Source organism: Fulvimarina fulva (assembly GCF_039652615.1).
In the GTDB taxonomy this organism is placed as follows: domain Bacteria; phylum Pseudomonadota; class Alphaproteobacteria; order Rhizobiales; family Rhizobiaceae; genus Fulvimarina.
The window spans coordinates 85,292-103,956 of sequence record NZ_JBDJAC010000012.1 but is presented as its reverse complement, the minus strand read 5'-3'; the positions used below and the strand labels follow the sequence as shown (position 1 = coordinate 103,956).

The following is an 18,665-nucleotide window of genomic DNA, read 5'->3' as shown; positions in this document are numbered from 1 at the left end:
ACTATCGGCTGCAGCCGATCGCCGCAGATGAATTCGAGACCATGAACAACGGCGCTCCTCAATCGTCAGAAGGCGGACGGGAAGCGCCGACGGGACAGTGACATGACCAATCCGCACGCCCATCACGGCTTTCCCGAATGCGCAGACGTCGTCGTTATCGGCGGCGGCCATGCCGGCTGCGAGGCTGCGAGCGCTGCCGCGCGGTTTGGCGCGGATACGGTTCTCGTCACTCACCGCTTCGATACGATCGGCGCCATGAGCTGCAATCCGGCGATCGGCGGGATCGGCAAGGGCCATCTCGTGCGCGAGATCGATGCGCTTGGGGGACTGATGGGGGAGGTCGCGGATGCGGCCGGGATTCAGTTCCGCATGCTCAACCGGTCCAAGGGACCCGCTGTGCACGGGCCGCGAACCCAGGCCGACCGCAAACTCTATGCCGGGGCCATGCAGGCGAAGATCGCTGGTCATGACAATCTTTCGGTCGTGGAGGGTGATGTCTTCGACCTGGACCTCGATCCGGATGGCAGTGTTCAGGGCGTGATCTTCGCCGATGGGCGACGCTTGGCCTGCGGCTCCGTGGTGCTGACGACGGGCACGTTTCTCTCCGGCCTCATCCATATCGGCATGCAGCGGATACCCGCAGGCCGAATGGGAGAGGACCCTTCCGTCGGTCTTTCAGGAACGCTGAAGCGCCTCGGTCTCTCGCTGGGCCGGCTCAAGACGGGCACCCCCGCGCGGCTTGACGGGCGCACGATCGATTGGGCGAGCATAGAAAGCCAGGCAGCGGACGATGAGCCGGTACCCTTTTCCTATCTGACGGACCGGATCACCAACCGGCAGATCGCATGCGGCGTGACGCGCACGACGCCCGAGACCCATCGCGTCATTCGCGACAATATCGGTCAGTCTGCCCTTTATTCCGGGCAGATCGAGGGGGTCGGTCCACGCTACTGTCCATCCATCGAGGACAAGATCGTCAAGTTCGGCGATCGCGACGGCCATCAGGTGTTTCTGGAACCGGAAGGGCTCGACGACCACACCGTCTATCCGAACGGGCTGTCGACCTCTTTGCCCGAAACGGTTCAGCTCGCCTTCCTGCGCTCGATTCCGGGCCTCGAAAAGGTGGAGATTTTGAAGGCCGGCTATGCGATCGAGTATGATCACGTCGACCCGCGCGAACTCGACCGGCATCTTGCCGTGCGAAAGGCGAGGGGGCTTTATCTCGCAGGCCAGATCAACGGCACGACGGGCTATGAAGAAGCCGGCGCCCAGGGCTTGTTAGCCGGCTTAAACGCTGCGTGCTTTGCCGGGAAAGCCACGCCTGTCGCGGTCGGCCGGGCCGACGCCTATCTCGGCGTCATGGTGGACGACCTGACCCGGACGGGCGTCACCGAGCCCTATCGCATGTTCACATCGCGCGCCGAATTCCGCCTCTCCCTTCGTGCCGATAATGCCGATCGCCGTCTGACGCCGCTCGCGATCGAACTGGGTATCGCAGGGGCGGAGCGGACGGAGCGCTTCCTGAGAAGCGAGGAGGATCTGGCAAAGGCACGCGCGCTTCTGGAGGAGCGGACGCTGACGCCGAACGAAGCTGCACGGCACGGTCTCTCCCTCAACAAGGATGGGCGCCGCCGTTCGGCCTGGCAGCTGTTGTCGCAGGCTGACATCGATCTGGGCCGGCTTTCGGCGATCTGGCCGGAGCTTTCTGAGATCGCGGGCAACACCCGCGCCCGCACCGCGATCGAGGCTGCCTATGATGTCTATCTGGAACGCCAGAAAAAGGATCAGGATCGGCTGCGCCGCGACGAGAACCGGATGATCCCCGCCGATCTCGATCTCGACCGTCTTCCGGGCCTCTCCAATGAGCTGCGCCAGAAGCTTGCGGCTCGGCGTCCGCAGACGCTTGCGGAAGCCGAGCGGATCGACGGCATGACGCCGGCGGCGCTCGCTCTCATTCTGGTTGCGATCCGCCGGAGCGAAGTCAAGCATGCGGCCTGATCATTCGCGCAGAACCAGCGAGAGCCGATCGCCTTCGACGCGCACTCAACCGGCTGCCACGTCCTCACCACGCGCGCCCAAATCTCTCGGTATGGAACCGGAAGAGCTTGCGCGCCTGCAGGCAGAGGATCGCGCGGGGTTCTGCGAACGCTTAGATGTTTCACGTGAAACACTTCAAAAACTCGATCGCTATGTCGCCATGCTGACTGAGTGGCAGACGCGGATGAACCTCGTCGCGCCGTCCACGCTCGGACATGTCTGGGAGCGGCATATCGCTGATTCGCTGCAGCTCGATGCATTGCTTCCGCCGTTCGAGACGGGCTGCGATCTCGGCTCCGGCGGCGGTCTGCCGGGCATCGTGGTTGCAATCATGCGGCCGGATGCGAAGGTGCATCTGGTGGAAAGCGTGGGCAAGAAGGCGAGTTTCCTTCGTGCGGTCGCCGATGATCTCGGCCTCAACACCCATGTCCATGCGCGGCGGATTGAGGCTTCGGGACAGGCGCTGAAGCGCTCCGAGGTGGTCACGGCACGGGCACTTGCAGCGCTCGACAAGCTCTGCGGGCTCGTCTCGCCCCATATCGAACCGCAGACGCGCTGCTTTTTTGCCAAGGGCGCGAGCCATGAGTCGGAGATCGCGGCGGCACGTGAGCGTTGGTCTTTCAACCTCAAGATCCATGGCTCGTCCCTCGCCGAGGGGTCCGTCATCCTCGAACTGAGTGAGATCCGGGCGCTTTGACCAGTGTCTCTTTCCTCAAAGGCGAAGGGGAATCCGGGCGATAAACGGTGGATGACGCTGCGTCCGGGATTTTGTCGCAGTTTGATGGCGGCTATGGTTTTTGATTGAAGACCGGTAAAACGAATGGCGGCATGGCATCATCGAATCCGATGTTGTAGAGCCACCTTGCGAATGAGACCGAGGACGCCGCGCTTGTCCAGCCAGCTTGCGGCCAGGAATTCAATCCTTGGTCTGGACCGATGAGGACGATGAAAACGCCATGCGCGTCATCACGATAGCCAATCAGAAGGGCGGAGTGGGCAAGACCACCACGGCCATCAATCTGGCGACGGCGCTCGCCGCCATCGGCAAGCGGGTGCTGCTCGTCGATCTCGATCCCCAGGGCAATGCCTCGACCGGGCTCGGCGTCGAGAAGGACGATCGCGAGGTCTCCTCCTACGACGTTCTCACGCAGCGGGCCTCGATCGAAGAGGCCGCGATCCCGACCGTCGTGCCCGAACTCTCGATCATCCCCTCGACGCTCGATCTTCTTGGCCTCGAAATGGAAATCTCCAGCGCCGACCGGCGGGCCTACCGGCTGCGTGACGCGCTGCGCCAGCATGAAAAGCAAAGCGACCGGTTCGACTTCGTGCTGATGGATTGCCCGCCATCCCTCAACCTTCTGACCATCAATGCGATGGCCGCCGCCGATTCCGTTCTGGTGCCGCTGCAATGCGAATTCTTCGCGCTGGAGGGCCTCAGCCAGCTTCTTCAGACGGTGGAAGAGGTCCGTGACGGCCTCAACCCGGCCCTCGATCTCCACGGCATCGTGCTGACCATGTTCGACGGGCGCAACAATCTGGCGGCGCAGGTGGTGCGGGATGTGCGCGCCTATATGGGCGAGAGCGTCTACCAGACCGTGATTCCGCGCAATGTGCGCGTTTCGGAGGCGCCGTCCTTCGGCAAGCCGGCCATTCTCTACGATATGAAATGTCCTGGCAGCCAAGCCTATATCGCGCTGGCTTCCGAGGTCATCCAACGTGAAAAGAGGCTTGCGGCGGCATGACGAAGGCACCCCAGCAGGCTGTCCGCAAAGACGACGGAACGACAGGAATGAGCGAAGATCGATCACGCCAGCGCCTCGGCCGGGGACTTGCTGCTCTTATCGGTGGCGGGGAGACCCATAGCGGTTTCCAGCCGAGCCGCCGCGAGCGTGAAGAGGCGGTGAGTCCTGACCGGCAGGTGCCGGTGGACGCGGTCTTTGCCAATCCCAACAATCCTCGCCGCACCTTCAGCGAAGAGGATATCGCCGATCTCGCCCAGTCGGTGAAGAAGCACGGCATCGTGCAGCCGCTTCTGGTGCGCCCGAACCCGGACCAGCCGGATACCTACGAGATCGTCGCCGGCGAGCGCCGCTTCCGGGCGGCGAAGGCAGCGGGTCTGGAAAATATTCCTGTTGTCGTGCGCGATATCGACGATCGCCAGTCAATCGAGATCGCTCTCATCGAGAACGTCCAGCGCACCGATCTCAATGCAATCGAGGAAGCGCTGGCCTATGAGCGGCTGATCGACGAGCACGGCTATACCCAGGCCGATCTCGCCGAGGCGCTGGCCAAGAGCCGCAGTCATGTGGCCAACATGCTGCGCCTGCTGAACCTGCCCGATGCGGTTCGCAAGATGGTGGTGGACGGCGAGCTGTCGGCGGGCGCCGCGCGCACGCTGATCGGCTCGGACGATCCGGAGACGGTGGCGCGGCTCATCGTCAAGGATGGTCTCAGCGTCCGCGAGGCCGAGGCGATCGCCCGGGAAACCTCGCATGCCAATTCCGGCGAACCGGTCAACGATCTCGGCGAGGGCGCGGATGCGCCCTCCGCCCGAAATCGGACGACGTCGGCGGAAATGGCGGATATCGAGCAGCGTCTTGCCGATCATCTTTCGATGAATGTCACGTTGAAGGGCAAGCGGTCCAAGGGGAGCCTGAAGATCGACTATCGGTCACAGGAGGAGCTGGACGCGATCCTGGAGCGGTTGGGGCTGGCCGAATAGTCCCCCGCTTACCGCAAGGCCGGTTGTTTGGTTTGTCGTGTCGCGTGAGGCCAGTCGGCGCGATGGCTTAACGAACCCCATGCCCTCTATTCGGTCGAGCGCTCCGAACGCTGCTGCGGCTCGAGATCGACACTCGAAAGCGATGCGTTCGAATGACGGACGATATCAGCGGTAGCAGCCGATCGAGCGCATGATCTCGATCACCTGCTCGCGCGACGAGCAGAGATTCTCGCACGGAATGCCGTCATTATCTCGATCGGCCCCCCGGTGCCGGCCTGCACACCAGTTTTCCACGGCTTGCCGACAGGTCGAATAGTCGGTGCATCGCGCAGCGAGGGCTGGTGCGGCGCTCGACATCAGTGTGAGCGCGGCGAGGGCAACCCGCAGGAGACGGGCTTTGCGGGGTGCGTCGGATATCGGCATGGGGATGGTGCTTTCGATGCGTCTGATGAGAACTCAACCTAAAGACGCATCTGGACTTAGACAATCGCAAAGAGTGTTCGCAATCAAACCCATCTAACACGGATTGCGAGTGAAGCCGCTGGAATGAAATCCGTTTGATCGCTTCAGGCGACCAGCATCCAGATGGAGACACCCGCCAAGAGGAGTGCGAAGACCCGATTGAGCCGGCGGGCACGGCGCGGATTGCGCCAGCGCGCGGCCAGCCGGTCGGAAAGGGCGGCATAGAGCGAAAAGGCCGCGCAGTTGTTGAGGGTAAAGAGGATGCTGATCGCAAGAATGCGCGCGGTATCGCCCGATCCCGGCGTAAGGAACTGGGAGAACATCAGCCCGATGATGACATAGGCCTTCGGATTGAGGATGAGGAGGATGGCACCATCGAGGGCATTTGCCGGTTGTGCCTCGCCGCTCTCTCCAGATGCCGCACCTGCTTTCCACAGGCCGAAGGCGAGCCAGATAACATAAGCGCTGCCCGCATAGCGGATGAACTGGAAGAGGCTAGGCGCCATACCAGCCATCTGGCCAAAGCCGAGCCCGATGGCGAGCGTCACGATAAGGGTCGCGACATGGTAGCCGAGATTGGCGGGGAGGGTGGCCGCGAAGCCGAACCGGGCCCCGTTCGCGGAGAAGAACAGATTGCCCGGCCCGGGACTATAGGCCAGTGGTGCGAGGAAGATCAGAAGTGGAAGGGCGAGATCGGTCATGTCCAGAGACAAGCTGGCGATAGCCTGCCTGGCCACCCGGATTTACGGCCCGGTCTCGGATACCGGCCTCATGCCCAATCCGTTGGTTTCGAAGAGGTCGGCCGGTCTCACGCCGCATGGGCGACACGCGAGCCTCTCGCGCCTTTGCCTCTGGATTGTGTCGGGCAATTTGGGTCTCGCATGGCCAGATTAAACTGCGCCGTTGCGAGGAATGTCTCCACGTCGGCTTGGCGCATCGGCTTGGCGAAGAGATAGCCCTGACCATGGGTGCAACCGGCACTTATCGCGAGCGCCAGATGCTCGTCGGTCTCGATGCCCTCGGCAACGATGTCGGAGCCGATATCCGTTCCGAGGCTGCAAATGGCCCGAACGATCGCCTGGGCGTTGCAGGGGCTCGCCAGGGCCGAGACGAAGGATTTGTCGATTTTGATCTTGTCGAAGGTATGATCGCGCAGATAGCTCATCGAAGCATATCCCGTGCCGAAATCGTCGAGTGAGATCGCAACGCCCATCGCCTGAAAGGCTTTGACGATCTCCTGGGAATGATCGCCGCGCACGAGGACGCTCTCGGTGATTTCCAGCGTCAAACGCGCTGGATCGATACCATATTGCTGAAGAAGACCGCGAACGGTCTCGACGAGAAGCGGATCATAGAGCTGCATTGCCGAGACATTGACGCTGACGCTGATCGCCTCCGGCCAACGCGCCGTCTCCGCGATGGCCTGCTCCAGCACGAATCTGCCGATGCGCAGAATCTCCCCTTCTTCCTCGGCCAGGGGAATGAAGACGTCGGGTGACACCGGGCCCAGATCGGGATGGTCCCACCGAAGGAGGCTTTCGAAGCTCTGGACGCGGCCGGTCGATAAATCGACGATCGGTTGATAGACGAGGAACATCTGACCGCCATCAATGGCGGAACCGAGGTCGCGCAACAGGCATTTGCGGTCGCCGGATTGGCGCAGAAGGGTGTCGGATGCGACGACCACCTTGCCGCGCCCGGTTCGCTTGGCTTCATACAGCGCGACATCGGCATTCGACATGACCGCTTCGATGTCGTGTGCCTTTACGCTCGATGATGCGGCAATGCCGATCGAAAGGGACGATCGTTCGGTTTCCGGGTGATAGGCGCAGTGCTGCCGGAACTGGCGCTCGATCATGTGACAGAGGCCGACGAGACGCGACTGGGCGGAGGCGCCCGAAGCGAGAATCGCGAATTCGTCGCCGCCAAGGCGCAGGGCGTAGTCTTTCTTGCCGATCGCTGAGGTGAGGAGGGCGCTCAGAGAGCGCAGCACCTCGTCGCCTGCCGCATGGCCATTCAGATCGTTGATCTCCTTGAAGCGGTCGATATCGATCGCCGCGAAGGCGACTTCCTGGGCTTTCTCGACAGCCGGAATCATGGCCTTGAGCGCTGCGCGATTGGCAAGCCCGGTCAGGTCGTCCGTCAAGGCCTGGCGCGCAAGGCGCCGCTTCTGAAGAAGCAGGACCACGGTCAGCGCGACACCCAGCGCCGCGAGGCCAAAGGTGAACATGCTGACGTAGGACATCAGGCGGGCAAGACTCTGACGACGTTCCTCGATGACGTCACCCTGGAGAACATTCGCGAGCATGGCGATGCGGCCATGCTCACGTGCATGGCGATTGAATGTCTCCCACCAAGCCTTTGTCTCCGCCTCGCTGAGTTCGACCGCGCTTTGCGTGAATTGGGCAAGGGTCGTATCCAGTTTGTCGATCGTGGCCTTTGCCAACGGGAAAGGTTTGGAGCCAATCTCGGACGGCAGCGTCTTCAGCCTTGTTTTCAGCACGCCGAGCTGTGTCTGAATGGCGGGAGACGACAGAATGTCCGGTCCCTTGTGCTCTGCAATCAGGTCGCGAAGCTGAAGGATCTCGACTTCGCCACGCGTGAAGTCGAAGGTGGCGTCATAGCTCCCCGCCTTCATGATTTCGCCTTGGTAGCGCCGCACCAGAATATAGTTCGCGATCGCTTGGACCGTGATGATCAGCGCGGTCAGGAAGATCAGGCCAAGGAACTTGTCCCGTGTTATTCTGCGGGCGAAGCCGTTCGCGTTCATGCGGCCTCGATTTCCACGAGCTGCCAGACGCAGCGCGAATAGTGCATCTGGTTATTCATCTCGGGATGCTCGGAGAACGGGAAGACGATGAAGACCGGACCCTTGTTGTCGATGGACAGAAAGGCGTCGTTCTCCTTGATCGCGAAGACTGCGCCGCTGTCGCGAAAAAACGAGACCGTACCCGTCGCCAAATAGTCGTTCACCGCCGTCAGATAGAGGTCGTCCGACGGATCGACATCGTCTCCCAGAAGATCGTCGATCGTAGGCCCGGTAAAACGGGTGGGCTCACCGTGCCACGGTGTTTTGGTGAGGATGCTTTTTTGGGGAAGCGCCGCAAGTTCCTGCTGCGTGCGTTCGCTCACGATGGCGCCGCCCTTGCGGACCTTCAGTGAGGGCAGATCAAAGGTCTGCATCTGTGCGTGCGCCTGATTGAGCAGCGGGAATGCGGTGCAGGCGGCGGTTGAGACAAGAGCCATGATAGCACCGCGTCGCGTGATAAGGGCCATGATGACTGTTCCTGCGAAAGAGTTGCTTCTACTCGCGCAGTTTTGATTGGAGAGTATTAAGATCGTTTTTCCAACGAAGCTTTACGGAACGTAAAATCACTTTCGTCGCAATCGATAAGGCCGCTTTGCAGATGAGATGGTTATCGTCACGCGATTTGGGGTTTTCATCAAGCGCGTTTCCATCGCTTTTCTCCCCACATTGTTGACGCGTGCGGTTGCGAAGACCCCAAGCACTCAAAGGATGGCCGTCTCAATGACCCGTCTCCGGCTGTCCGGCGACGACGCGCTGGCATTCGATAGGGTTCGGCGTGTTCAGCTGAGAGTGTTTTCAAGGCTGCGACAGGATGGCCCAAAATCCCTTTGTACGGTGGAAAACTTCGCGAGCGGCCATATCATTCCGCGGATAGGCCGGCGAGAAGTCCTCGCTTGCGCCCCCCGCAGTGATCGGCCCTTGTCCCTTTATCAGGTGCAGATGGTCACGGTTTTGTGCAAACGCCCATGTGAACGGCACAGAGACGGTAGCGATGATTGCATTCGAAGGCGTGACGAAGCTCTATGACGGCAAAGCCGCCGTCGCCGATCTCGATCTCGTCGCGCCCACCGGCAAGCTCACCGTTCTCGTCGGCCCGTCAGGCTGCGGCAAGACGACCACGCTGCGGATGGTCAACCGTCTGATCAAGCCAACATCCGGCCAGATCACGCTCGATGGTGAACCAACCAACGCCATGAACGTCTCGCGGCTGCGCCGGCGGATCGGCTATGTGATCCAGCATGCCGGCCTGTTTCCCCATCGCACAGTCGCCCAGAATGTCGCGGCGACGGCGCGTCTTGCCGGCATATCGCGCGGTGACGCCCGCAAGCAGGCGATGGACCTACTCGAAAAGGTCGGGCTCTCCGTCGATCTCGCCGACCGTTTCCCCTGGCAGCTTTCCGGTGGGCAGCAGCAGCGCGTCGGCGTTGCGCGGGCGCTCGCCGCGGACCCGAAATTCATGCTGATGGACGAGCCGTTCAGTGCCGTCGATCCCATCGTCCGCGCCCAGCTGCAGGACGAGTTCCTGCGCCTGCAGCGCGAGATGGGCAAGACGATCATCATGGTCACCCATGATATCGACGAGGCGCTGAAGCTCGGCGATCAGGTGGCGGTGCTGCGCGAGGGCGGCAGGCTTGCCCAGGTTGCCTCGCCGCAGGAATTGCTCTCGCGACCGGCCGATGGCTTCGTCGCCGATTTCGTCGGACGCGACCGGGGCTATCGCCGGCTCGATTTCGCGGCGATGGGCGAGGATCTTTCCCTGGCACGCGAGCCTGTCGGCTCGCTTGGCATGGCGCCGGACGAGGCGGCGGCGATCGCTCTCGACGACTGGCTGCTCGTCACCGACGATGACGATCGGCCGATCGGCTGGGTTCGTCCAAAGGAGCTTCGGGCGCCGATCCGGGACGGCGATCTCAACCTCTCGGCAACGCTCGCAACGGCCGGCGGCACCATGCGCCATCTTCTCGACGCGGCGCTGAGTTCGCCCTCGGGGCGCGGCGTGGTCGTCGAGGAGACCGGCTCCCTTCGGGGCACGATCGCCCTGTCCGATCTCGTGTCCCATCTGGGGCAGGGGAGCGTGACGACGCTTTCGAGGGCGAGCGCATGAATCTCGACTGGCTCCTGCGCGAGCACGACATGATCTTCGATCTGTTCCTGCGCCATCTCTGGCTTTCGGTCGTGCCGGTGGCGATCGGACTCGCCCTCGCCCTGCCCATCGGCTGGGCCGTTCAACGCAGCGGCCGCTGGAAGGGTCCGATTCTCAATCTGGTGGGCCTTCTCTTCACCATTCCTTCGCTCGCTTTGTTCGTGCTTCTGCCCTGGTTTCTCGGAACCCGGATCCTTGACCCGATCAACGTCATCGTCGCGTTGACGATCTATGTGCTGGCGCTTCTGGTCAGGACCGTGAGCGATGGACTGGATGCCGTTTCACGTGAAACATTGCAGGCGGCAAACGCCATGGGCTATCGGCCCCTGCGCCGTCTTCTCACGGTGGAGCTGCCGCTTGCGATCCCGGTGATCTCCGGTGGCCTTCGCGTTGCCCTTGTCTCCAACATCTCCATCGTCTCGGTTTCGGCCCTTGTCGGCACGCGCCAGCTCGGCTCTCTCTTCACGCAAGGCCTGCAGCTGCAGTTCCTGACGCCGATCATCGCCGGGATCGTCCTCAGCGTCTTCCTGGCGGCAACCCTCGACGCAATGGTGCTCTATACCTCGCGTCGCCTGACACCCTGGGAGCGGCGGCCCTCGTGATCCTCTTCAACTGGCTTCTCGATCCGGCCAACTGGTCCGGCCCATACGGTGTCCCGACGCTCGTCTTCGAACATATCCTCTATACGCTCGCCGCCATGCTCGCGGCGGCGATCATCGCCATGCCGGTCGGGCTTTTCGTGGGCCATACCGGGCGCGGCGAGCTCGTCATCGCGGGGGCTGCGAACGTGTTGAGGGCGCTGCCGAGCCTCGGGCTCATCGTTCTTCTCGTCATCCTGTTCGCGCCGGTCTTCGCCTCCGATCTCGCCTTCGTCGTGCCGAGCCTCATCGTGCTGGTGCTTCTGGCGGTGCCGCCGATCATGACGGGAACCTATTCGGGCATCGCCAATGCCAACAAGGCGGCGGTCGATGCGGCGAAGGGCATGGGCTACACGCCGATGCAGGTGCTGATGCGGGTGGAACTGCCTTGCGCCCTGCCGCTGATCTTCTCGGGGCTGCGTAGCGCGACCCTGCAGGTGATCTCGACGGCAACGATCGCCGCCTATGTTTCCCTCGGCGGCCTCGGCCGGCTGATCATCGACGGGCGAGCCCAGAACGATTACAGTCAGATGGCCGCCGGCGCGATCCTCGTCGGTCTTCTGGCGCTTTTCGTCGATCTTTTCATCGAGCTCGTCGCCACTCTTTCGGTATCGCGCGGCCTGACACGCCAAGAGCCTCGCGGCATCATCCGCTGGGGGCGCCGCCTCAATCCCTTTCGCACCTGAACACCAGAACCAGAACCGGAGCTTTTGTGCCCATGTCGTCCATCACTCGCAGCGCGGTCTTCGCGCTTTCGCTCTTCACGGTCCTGCCCGCCTTCGCGCAGGACAACAACCCCCTTGCCGCGCCCCCGTCCGAGGGCTCGTCGGGCAGCCAGACGGTGATCGTCGGCTCGGCCGATTTCCCCGAGAGCCAACTTCTGGCGACGATCTATGCCAAGGCCCTTCAGGCCGATGGCCTGGAGGTGCAGACGCGCCTCAATATCGGCAGCCGCGAGGTCTACATCCCGGCCCTGCTCGATGGCTCGATCGACCTTCTGCCGGAATATGCCGGCGCGCTTCTCAGCTATTTCGACAAGGACTCCTCGGCCCATGCGCCTGCGGAGGTGACGGAAGCCCTCGGCAAGGCGCTTCCCGACGGCATCACCATGCTGACGCCGTCGGACGCCCAGAACAGCGACACGCTCTCCGTGACGCGGGCGACGGCGAACGAATACAATCTCACGACCATCGAGGATCTCAAGCCTGTCGCCGGTGAGATGGTCGTCGGAGCGCCGCCGGAATGGCGGACCCGTCATGAGGGACTCGCCGGCCTTCAGGAGGTCTACGGCATCGATTTTCAGTCCATGAAGCCGCTGGATGTCGGGGGCCCGCTGACCGTCTCGGCTCTCGCCAACGGCCAGGTTCAGGCGGCGAACCTCTTCTCCACCGATCCGGCGATCGCCGAGAACGATTTCGTGGCGCTCGAGGACAACAGGAATCTCTTCTCGGCCCAGAACATCGTTCCGGTCATCAATGAGAGCAAGCTGACGGACGAGATCCAGTCGGTACTCGACGAGGTCTCCGAAAAGCTCACCACGGAGGATCTGGTGGTCATGAACGGCCGCCTCGCCAACCACGAGGGATATGATGCGGTGGCCGAAGACTGGCTGTCCGAGAACGGCATGAACTGATCTCGACGCAACATAAGCGACACGTCAAATCAAAGGCCGGCCATTCGGGAGAATGGCCGGCCTTTGTCGTTCGAATGGTCTGATTTGCTGACGCCGCGCGCTACTCGAAGCAGCGGATCTCGGCTTCCGCCTGAGCCCGTCTCAGATTGCCGACGGATTCTTTTGCCTGGGCGCTCGACTTGAAGAGAACGCCCTTTTCGCCGGTGACCTGTCCCATGGAGAGGAAGGTCGAGGCATCGACATAGTCCTTGTAGGAAATCAGCGAGGCGACGACGTCGAAGGAACAGGAGCACTGTTCGAGCGCCGTGCGGGTCTGGCCGTTCGTCGCCATGCAGCCGAAGACGTAATCGGCGGAGACGACCGTCGGGTAGTCGGCGGTCGAGGCGCTTGGCGTTTGACCCGGCAGGACGGGGCTCGCCGGGCCGCCGGACCCGACGACGGTCGAACGCGGGGCCGTCGCCATGCCCGGTTGCTGCTGGGCCCCCGGCCGAGTGTTGGGCTGCGAGTTGGGCTGAGGGTTCGTTGCCCCCGGCTGGACGCTGGTCGCCCCTTGCGCAAAGCCGGAGGCGGTCGGGGCGAGGATCAGCGCGGATGCGCCCGCAAGAGCGAGGGCTGCCCGCAAGGAGGCCCGTCTGGTCGATGATGTCATTTGTCCGTTCCCTTTTCATGCGGCTTGCCGGCGATGAAGTTTCCGAAGGCGCGCGGACCGCTGCCGACGTCGATGGTGGCGGTCACGTCGAGCGTTTCGGTGTCGACCCTGGCAAGGGTGTTGTCGAACCAGTTGGCGACATAGACGAAGCGGCCGTCGGCGCTCGCCTCGATGCCCTCGGGATATTCGCCGATGACGATCTCGTCGATCGGCTCGAAGGTTTTCGCGTCGAAGACCGAGAGCGTTCCGCCATATTGATCCGTGACGAAGACGCGTTCGTTGGCTTCGGCCGCCGCGTAAGGGTGGGAGCCGACGGGCACCGTCGCGAGGGTCTCGTGGGTGGCCATGTCGATCACCGTGACGTCGTCGCTGCCGACATTCACCGCATAGACACGGGCCTGATCGGGCGAGATCGTGACGCCGAAGGGCCGTTCGCCGACGCTCACGCGGGCCTTGGCCTCTCCGGTCGCGGTCTCGATGAAGGAGACCTGATTGGAATCCCGGTCGGCGGTGACGACCGTGGTGCCGTCCGCCGAAACCGCGACGCCTGAGGGCGATTCACCGGTCTCGAATTTCCCCGTCACTGTCCTCGTTTCAGGATCGACGACGAGCAGGGAATGGGAAAACCAGTCGGCAACATAGACCGGGCTGCCGGTAGGATGGACCGCGATGCCGAGCGGCCCGCCGCCGACATCGATCTCCGGCAGGGCCTTGCCCGTTTTGAGATCGATGACGCCGACCGCCTTCGCCTCGGGACGCGAGACATAGGCGAAGCGATCGGAAATCGCGATGCCCGCCGGCTTGCCCGGCATCTCGACAGAGCCTGTCACCGCCATGGTATCCAGATCGACGATCGAGACGGTCTCACCGTCCTGATTGGTGACGAAGGCCCGCTCTCCTGAAAGAGCAGGCCCAGTCACCGCGATCGCGGCAGCGAGCGTCAGGATCCCGAGAGCGAAATGCGACAAGACGGAATCGACATTTCGCTCCGAGACTTTGTTTTTCCGCATGATGTGATCCGAAAAGTCCTGCAACTTTTCGGCATCATGCTCGAGAGCTCGCGCCGCGATGGCCTTGCGGATCACGATCCGGATTCGACGGTCTTTTTCAGGCCGTCGAGACCCTCGGTGATATACGCGTTGACGCCTTCGACAGCGGCTTCGTCGTTGAGGTCGGCCGGCGGATCATTGTTCGGATAGCCGCGATAGAAGGCCGCGCTCCAGGTGACTTCCGAGGTGCCGTCGCTGTCGCCCGGTTTCACCATCACATTGGACGAATAGTTCGTCGCCGGGATCACCTTGATGTTCGTATGGCCGACGAATGTGCCGAAGCGCATGCGGTCCGCGTCGTAGCGCGACAGCTCTTCTTCCATCGTCTCACCGGACTTGTAGGTGATCGTCCGGACCGAACCCTTGTTGTTTCCATCGGTCGCCTCGACCGATTCCACGAGCGGATCCCAGGACATGTCCGTGAAATCGCCGAGAACCGCCCAGACCTTTTCGGGCGCGGCGTTGATCTCGATGCTTTCGCTCGTCTTCTGGCGCGTGGGACCATGGGCGAAGGCGATGGACGGGATGACCACACAGGCGGCCGCGATACTCAACAAACGTCTGGACACGTATTCCTCCTCATTGGGCTGACGGCGCGGGACCAGATTTCCACCTTTTGACCCGGCGCCGATGCTGCGGCGGACAATATCGGCAAAGTGGCGGCGAAGAAAAGGCGAAGGGTTCAAATCCTCACGGGATCGGGAAGATATCCGCTCAACTCCGTCCTTGACGCCGTCGGCCTCACGGTGAACCCTCCCGACGTCCGGCCTGCCGCCGGTTCTCGAAAGGGTCCGCCATGCGCCTTCCAAACTGCCTTCGCCAGGCAGCCCTTGCCGTTCTGATCGCCGGGACCGTGCCCGCCTTCGGGCAGGATCAGTCGAGCGATCGGGTGCAGCCCGAACAGGGCACGGCCTCCGCGAGCGTGGCGGACGGGAAACGCGAGGCGGTCCGGGCGGGCAAGCATATGGTGGTCGCCGCCAATCCGCTGGCCGCCGAGGCCGGTCTCAAGATGCTGCGCGCCGGCGGCAACGCCATCGATGCGATGGTCGCGACCCAGTTCGTTCTTGGGCTCGTCGAACCCCAGTCATCGGGTGTCGGAGGCGGCGCATTTCTCGTCTATTTCGATGGCGAGGACGGCGTGCTGACGACCTTCGACGGCCGCGAGACCGCCCCGGCGCTCGCGACGCCGACGCTTTTCCTCGATGAAGCGGGTGATCCGCTCCAGTTCTTCGATGCCGTGGTCGGCGGACGCTCGGTGGGAACGCCCGGCACGGTGATGCTGATGGCGGGCGTTCACGAGCGCTATGGCAAACTTGACTGGCGCACGGTTCTCGAGCCGGCGATCGAGCTGGCCCTTGAAGGCTTCGAGGTCTCCCCGCGACTTGTCGGAGCGATCGCCGACGACGAGGAGCGTTTGTCGCGCTATCCGGGAACGCGCAGGTACTTCTTCCATGGCGATGGAACGCCGCTTCAGGCAGGCGAGCGGCTGACAAACGTGCCCTATGCGGCAACGCTCCGACTGATCGCGGAGGAGGGACCGAATGCCTTTTACCGCGGGCCGCTGGCCGACAAGATCGTCGAGACGGTTCGCGGCGCTAAGGGCAATCCCGGTGTTCTGTCCCGTTCCGACCTCGAAAACTACCGGATCGTCGAGCGCGAGCCGGTCTGCGTGACCTATCGCGCGCACGAGGTCTGCGGCATGGGGCCGCCGTCCTCCGGCGCGCTCACCGTCGGCCAGATCCTGAAACTGGTCGAGCCCTTCGATCTCGCCGGTCTTGGCTTCATGAACGCCGAGAGCTGGCGCGTCATCGGCGAGGCCTCTCGGCTCGCCTTTGCCGATCGCGGCCGTTACATCGCCGACACCGATCATGTGGCCGTGCCCGTGAAGGGCCTCATCGACGAGGACTATCTGAGCGAGCGCTCGGCGCTGATCGAGGACGGGGGCATTCTGGGCGAGAGCGCCGTCCAGCCCGGAAATCCGCCCTGGGATCATGCGCGGCTGCAGGGCGACGACGCCTCGATCGAACTGCCCTCGACGAGCCATATCTCGATCGCCGACGAAGACGGAAACGTCGTCTCCCTGACGACCACGATCGAGAACGGCTTCGGCTCGCGTTTGATGGTCGGCGGCTTCCTGCTCAACAACGAGCTCACCGACTTCTCCTTCAAGACCCACGAGGACGGGATGCCGATCGCCAATGCCGTGGCGCCGGGCAAGCGGCCACGTTCCTCCATGGCGCCAACCATTGTCATGCGAGAGGGCCGGCCCGTCTATGCCGTCGGATCGCCCGGCGGCAGCCGCATCATCGGCTATGTGGCGCAGGCGCTGATCGGCCTGATCGACTGGGATCTCGATCCGCAAGGGGCGGCGAGCCTGCCCCATCTCGTCAACCGGTTCGGCGTTTATGATGTGGAGGAGGACAGCGAGGCAGCCGATCTTGCAGCTCCGCTCGTTGAGCTCGGCTACGAGGTGACCGTGCGCGATCTCAATTCCGGCCTTCACATCATCGAAATGACGCCGGAGGGATTTGTCGGCGGGGCAGATCCCCGGCGGGAGGGCGTCGCGATCGGCGACTGAGGCTTTCTGCCGCAAGCTCCCGCGACGTTCCGATAGCCAGCGTTCGCCTTGTTTGACCTACCGCCGGCAGCTTCGGCGGCGGTTGGGTCGTCCGGTGAAACTAAGCCGGCTTAAACCGAGGCTTCTCGAAAGCATCACTTCGAAGAACCGCGCGGCGGTTGAGCGTTCTTCAAATCCGCTATCACGAAGTGATCAAGCGGATTTCGTAACAGTGAGAAATTCGATGGGTCGAGATCGACGGTTCGCTCTCAATGATCTTGATTGCTCAAGATGGCGTCCGAAACCTCATGAACGGTCCGCCGTCATGATCTCACATCGCTGTAGCGTGTTCGGGCCTTTTGGGGCGCACTATAGGGGCCTGGCTCGCAGAGATTGTCCGACATCTTCAGCAGCATGGACAGGAACAGTTTCTGTTGCTCCTCGTCGAAATCCTTGAGGGCCTGTCGCAGGACATTTTGGCCTAGACCCAGGATTTCCTCCTGCTTCGAGCGCGAATGGGCCGTGAGGTAAAGACTGCGCAGCCGGCGGTCGTGGGCTTCGGTGCGCCGTTCGATCAAACCGAGGTCGACGAGGCGATCGACCTGACGCGAGATCGTCATGGCATCGAATTCGAGCTGGGCACCGAGCTCCGACTGGGCAATGCCCTCCTGAGCATAGATCCGGCTCATGATCCGGATCTGTGGCCAGGTCATCTTCATATCGCTGAAAGCATGTTCGAACGCTTCGCGCAACAGACGTGCCGCATCCACCAATGCGAGACTAATCCGCTGATTTACAAAGAGATCCATCACGCCTCCCTCAACGCCATTATTATAACTAATGCAGTATTAATAATACTACAAGACAGTCCGATCCGCAGATAGACTACGTGTGATGCTCTGCCTAGACGCATTGTTCACAAATGGTCAAGTGAAGCTCATTGCAATTCGATGAATGATCGTGTGGCGACGGGCCAGCGTCTCTATATCCCGCGAATAACCGCCCCCGATGACGCAGGCGACCGGAACTCGCCTGTCGCGAAAATACCCGATGACCTGCCGGTCGCGTTCGGCGAGCCCCTCGTCGCTCAAGGCAAGGCGGCCGAGCCGGTCGTCCGTGTGGGGATCGACGCCGGCATTGTAGAAGACGAGGTCGGGTTTTGCCTGTTCGAAGGCTGACTTTAGCGCAGGCATCAGCGCGTCGAGATAGGCGGCATCCCCCGTGCGGTCGGGGAGAGGGAGATCGAGGTCCGAGACGGCTTTTTCGGGCGGATAGTTCTTCTCGCCATGAACCGAAAAGGTGAAGACGCGGGGATCGTCCGCGAAGATCCGCGCGGTGCCGTCGCCCTGATGGACGTCGCAGTCGACGATCAGGATCTTCGACACGTCGCCATCGGCAAGAAGCACTTTGGCCGCAACCGCGACATCGTTGAAAACCGAAAACCCGGCGCCGCCTGACCGGCTGGCATGGTGGCTGCCACCGGCCGTGTTGCAGGCAAGACCCTCGCCGAGGGCAAGGCGGGCCGTCAGCACGGTCCCGCCGGTCGCGGTGCGCGAGCGAAGGGCGACGGACTGATCGACCGGAAAGCCGATCGCCTTTTCGAACGCCGCCGGCACGTTCGCGCCCAGCACCTGATCGACATAGCGCGCATCATGGGCCAGCTGCAGCCAGGCCGGCAGGGCGGGCGCCGGAATGAAGAAGCCGTTCGGTCCCGACAGGCCATCCTCGACGAGGATCTGCGCGAGACGGGAGAATTTCGACATGGGAAACCGATGGGCTTCGTCGAAATGGGCGTCGAAGGCGGGATGGTGAACGATCGGCAGGCTCATGGGGCCTCAGATAGCGTTTCCTTGGACGCGGCCGAACTGTGGCATCGCGGCGCGCCGGATGATGCTGATGGTGCCATGCCGGACAGGGCGGAATGCCGGGCGTCCGTCACCCTATCTACGGTGACGTCAGGTCTTGA

At 62.6% G+C, this 18,665-nt stretch carries 18 protein-coding genes; 9 read left to right on the top strand and 9 right to left on the bottom strand.

The window, feature by feature from the left end:
- Positions 1–102: 102 nt before the first annotated feature.
- The 4 genes from mnmG to ABDX79_RS15890 all read left to right on the top strand — a co-directional run bounded on the left by mnmG (position 103) and on the right by ABDX79_RS15890 (position 4,759).
- On the top strand, positions 103–1,998 hold the full coding sequence (gene mnmG, locus ABDX79_RS15905; RefSeq protein ID WP_346221286.1) for a tRNA uridine-5-carboxymethylaminomethyl(34) synthesis enzyme MnmG: 1,896 nt from the start codon (positions 103–105) through the stop codon (positions 1,996–1,998).
- A gap of 91 nt (positions 1,999–2,089) precedes the next feature.
- Complete coding sequence (gene rsmG, locus ABDX79_RS15900; protein ID WP_346221285.1) at positions 2,090–2,734, top strand: 16S rRNA (guanine(527)-N(7))-methyltransferase RsmG; 645 nt, start codon at positions 2,090–2,092, stop codon at positions 2,732–2,734.
- Between the two features lie 259 nt (positions 2,735–2,993).
- Entirely contained in the window at positions 2,994–3,779 is a 786-nt protein-coding gene (locus tag ABDX79_RS15895) for a ParA family protein (protein WP_346221310.1), read from the top strand.
- Entirely contained in the window at positions 3,776–4,759 is a 984-nt protein-coding gene (locus tag ABDX79_RS15890) for a ParB/RepB/Spo0J family partition protein (RefSeq protein WP_346221284.1), read from the top strand. The genes ABDX79_RS15895 and ABDX79_RS15890 overlap by 4 nt, the downstream gene beginning before the upstream one ends.
- Before the next feature lie 165 nt (positions 4,760–4,924).
- Here ABDX79_RS15890 and ABDX79_RS15885 read toward each other — a convergent pair whose 3' ends face one another.
- The 4 genes from ABDX79_RS15885 to ABDX79_RS15870 form a co-directional block, all read right to left on the bottom strand.
- Entirely contained in the window at positions 4,925–5,182 is a 258-nt protein-coding gene (locus ABDX79_RS15885) for a hypothetical protein (protein WP_346221283.1), read from the bottom strand.
- 143 nt (positions 5,183–5,325) lie between these two features.
- Positions 5,326–5,934 carry a LysE family translocator gene (locus ABDX79_RS15880; RefSeq protein ID WP_346221282.1) on the bottom strand — a complete coding sequence of 203 codons (609 nt, stop codon included), beginning with the start codon at positions 5,932–5,934 and terminating at the stop codon, positions 5,326–5,328.
- A 95-nt stretch (positions 5,935–6,029) separates the two neighbouring features.
- A complete protein-coding gene (locus ABDX79_RS15875) occupies positions 6,030–7,991 on the bottom strand; it encodes a putative bifunctional diguanylate cyclase/phosphodiesterase (RefSeq protein WP_346221281.1) in 1,962 nt (653 codons plus the stop codon).
- A complete protein-coding gene (locus ABDX79_RS15870) occupies positions 7,988–8,497 on the bottom strand; it encodes a putative pterin-binding protein (protein WP_346221280.1) in 510 nt (169 codons plus the stop codon). Before ABDX79_RS15870 ends, ABDX79_RS15875 begins: the two co-directional genes overlap by 4 nt.
- Before the next feature lie 524 nt (positions 8,498–9,021).
- Here ABDX79_RS15870 and ABDX79_RS15865 point away from each other — a divergent pair.
- Genes ABDX79_RS15865 through ABDX79_RS15850 form a run of 4 tightly spaced genes read left to right on the top strand, consistent with a single transcriptional unit; the run spans position 9,022 to position 12,444 of the window.
- Positions 9,022–10,134 (top strand): ABC transporter ATP-binding protein, encoded by a 1,113-nt coding sequence (locus tag ABDX79_RS15865; RefSeq protein WP_346221279.1) that lies wholly within the window; start codon positions 9,022–9,024, stop codon positions 10,132–10,134.
- Positions 10,131–10,775 (top strand): ABC transporter permease, encoded by a 645-nt coding sequence (locus tag ABDX79_RS15860; protein ID WP_346221278.1) that lies wholly within the window; start codon positions 10,131–10,133, stop codon positions 10,773–10,775. Before ABDX79_RS15865 ends, ABDX79_RS15860 begins: the two co-directional genes overlap by 4 nt.
- Positions 10,772–11,497, top strand: coding sequence for an ABC transporter permease (locus tag ABDX79_RS15855; protein ID WP_346221277.1), 726 nt, complete (start codon positions 10,772–10,774; stop codon positions 11,495–11,497). The genes ABDX79_RS15860 and ABDX79_RS15855 overlap by 4 nt, the downstream gene beginning before the upstream one ends.
- A 32-nt stretch (positions 11,498–11,529) precedes the next feature.
- Positions 11,530–12,444, top strand: coding sequence for an ABC transporter substrate-binding protein (locus ABDX79_RS15850; protein ID WP_346221276.1), 915 nt, complete (start codon positions 11,530–11,532; stop codon positions 12,442–12,444).
- Positions 12,445–12,544: 100 nt separating this feature from the next.
- Here the strand turns inward: ABDX79_RS15850 and ABDX79_RS15845 are convergent, their stop codons facing one another.
- The 3 genes from ABDX79_RS15845 to ABDX79_RS15835 all read right to left on the bottom strand — a co-directional run bounded on the left by ABDX79_RS15845 (position 12,545) and on the right by ABDX79_RS15835 (position 14,711).
- Entirely contained in the window at positions 12,545–12,907 is a 363-nt protein-coding gene (locus tag ABDX79_RS15845; protein ID WP_346221309.1) for a hypothetical protein, read from the bottom strand.
- Between the two features lie 182 nt (positions 12,908–13,089).
- Positions 13,090–14,103: a glutaminyl-peptide cyclotransferase gene (locus ABDX79_RS15840; RefSeq protein WP_346221275.1), complete on the bottom strand. Its 1,014-nt coding sequence runs from the start codon at positions 14,101–14,103 to the stop codon at positions 13,090–13,092.
- A gap of 71 nt (positions 14,104–14,174) precedes the next feature.
- A complete protein-coding gene (locus tag ABDX79_RS15835; RefSeq protein WP_346221274.1) occupies positions 14,175–14,711 on the bottom strand; it encodes an SRPBCC family protein in 537 nt (178 codons plus the stop codon).
- Positions 14,712–14,938: 227 nt separating this feature from the next.
- On the opposite strand from ABDX79_RS15835, the gene ggt reads away from it, so the two are divergent.
- Positions 14,939–16,720 carry a gamma-glutamyltransferase gene (gene ggt / locus ABDX79_RS15830; RefSeq protein WP_346221273.1) on the top strand — a complete coding sequence of 594 codons (1,782 nt, stop codon included), beginning with the start codon at positions 14,939–14,941 and terminating at the stop codon, positions 16,718–16,720.
- Between the two features lie 302 nt (positions 16,721–17,022).
- Here the strand turns inward: ggt and ABDX79_RS15825 are convergent, their stop codons facing one another.
- Positions 17,023–17,508: a MarR family winged helix-turn-helix transcriptional regulator gene (locus ABDX79_RS15825; RefSeq protein ID WP_346221272.1), complete on the bottom strand. Its 486-nt coding sequence runs from the start codon at positions 17,506–17,508 to the stop codon at positions 17,023–17,025.
- Between the two features lie 117 nt (positions 17,509–17,625).
- A complete protein-coding gene (locus tag ABDX79_RS15820) occupies positions 17,626–18,528 on the bottom strand; it encodes a histone deacetylase family protein (protein ID WP_346221271.1) in 903 nt (300 codons plus the stop codon).
- Positions 18,529–18,665 lie beyond the last annotated feature (137 nt).

Coding starts and splice junctions, on each gene's coding strand:
- ABDX79_RS15885 (WP_346221283.1), bottom strand. CDS start 5,182: ATGCCGATATCCGACGCACCCCGCAAAGCCCGTCTCCTGCGGGTTGCC.
- ABDX79_RS15860 (WP_346221278.1), top strand. CDS start 10,131: ATGAATCTCGACTGGCTCCTGCGCGAGCACGACATGATCTTCGATCTG.
- ABDX79_RS15820 (WP_346221271.1), bottom strand. CDS start 18,528: ATGAGCCTGCCGATCGTTCACCATCCCGCCTTCGACGCCCATTTCGAC.
- ABDX79_RS15865 (WP_346221279.1), top strand. CDS start 9,022: ATGATTGCATTCGAAGGCGTGACGAAGCTCTATGACGGCAAAGCCGCC.
- mnmG (WP_346221286.1), top strand. CDS start 103: ATGACCAATCCGCACGCCCATCACGGCTTTCCCGAATGCGCAGACGTC.
- ABDX79_RS15870 (WP_346221280.1), bottom strand. CDS start 8,497: ATGGCCCTTATCACGCGACGCGGTGCTATCATGGCTCTTGTCTCAACC.
- ABDX79_RS15840 (WP_346221275.1), bottom strand. CDS start 14,103: ATGCGGAAAAACAAAGTCTCGGAGCGAAATGTCGATTCCGTCTTGTCG.
- ggt (WP_346221273.1), top strand. CDS start 14,939: ATGCGCCTTCCAAACTGCCTTCGCCAGGCAGCCCTTGCCGTTCTGATC.
- ABDX79_RS15850 (WP_346221276.1), top strand. CDS start 11,530: ATGTCGTCCATCACTCGCAGCGCGGTCTTCGCGCTTTCGCTCTTCACG.
- rsmG (WP_346221285.1), top strand. CDS start 2,090: ATGGAACCGGAAGAGCTTGCGCGCCTGCAGGCAGAGGATCGCGCGGGG.
- ABDX79_RS15890 (WP_346221284.1), top strand. CDS start 3,776: ATGACGAAGGCACCCCAGCAGGCTGTCCGCAAAGACGACGGAACGACA.
- ABDX79_RS15845 (WP_346221309.1), bottom strand. CDS start 12,907: ATGGCGACGGCCCCGCGTTCGACCGTCGTCGGGTCCGGCGGCCCGGCG.
- ABDX79_RS15895 (WP_346221310.1), top strand. CDS start 2,994: ATGCGCGTCATCACGATAGCCAATCAGAAGGGCGGAGTGGGCAAGACC.
- ABDX79_RS15825 (WP_346221272.1), bottom strand. CDS start 17,508: ATGGATCTCTTTGTAAATCAGCGGATTAGTCTCGCATTGGTGGATGCG.
- ABDX79_RS15875 (WP_346221281.1), bottom strand. CDS start 7,991: ATGAACGCGAACGGCTTCGCCCGCAGAATAACACGGGACAAGTTCCTT.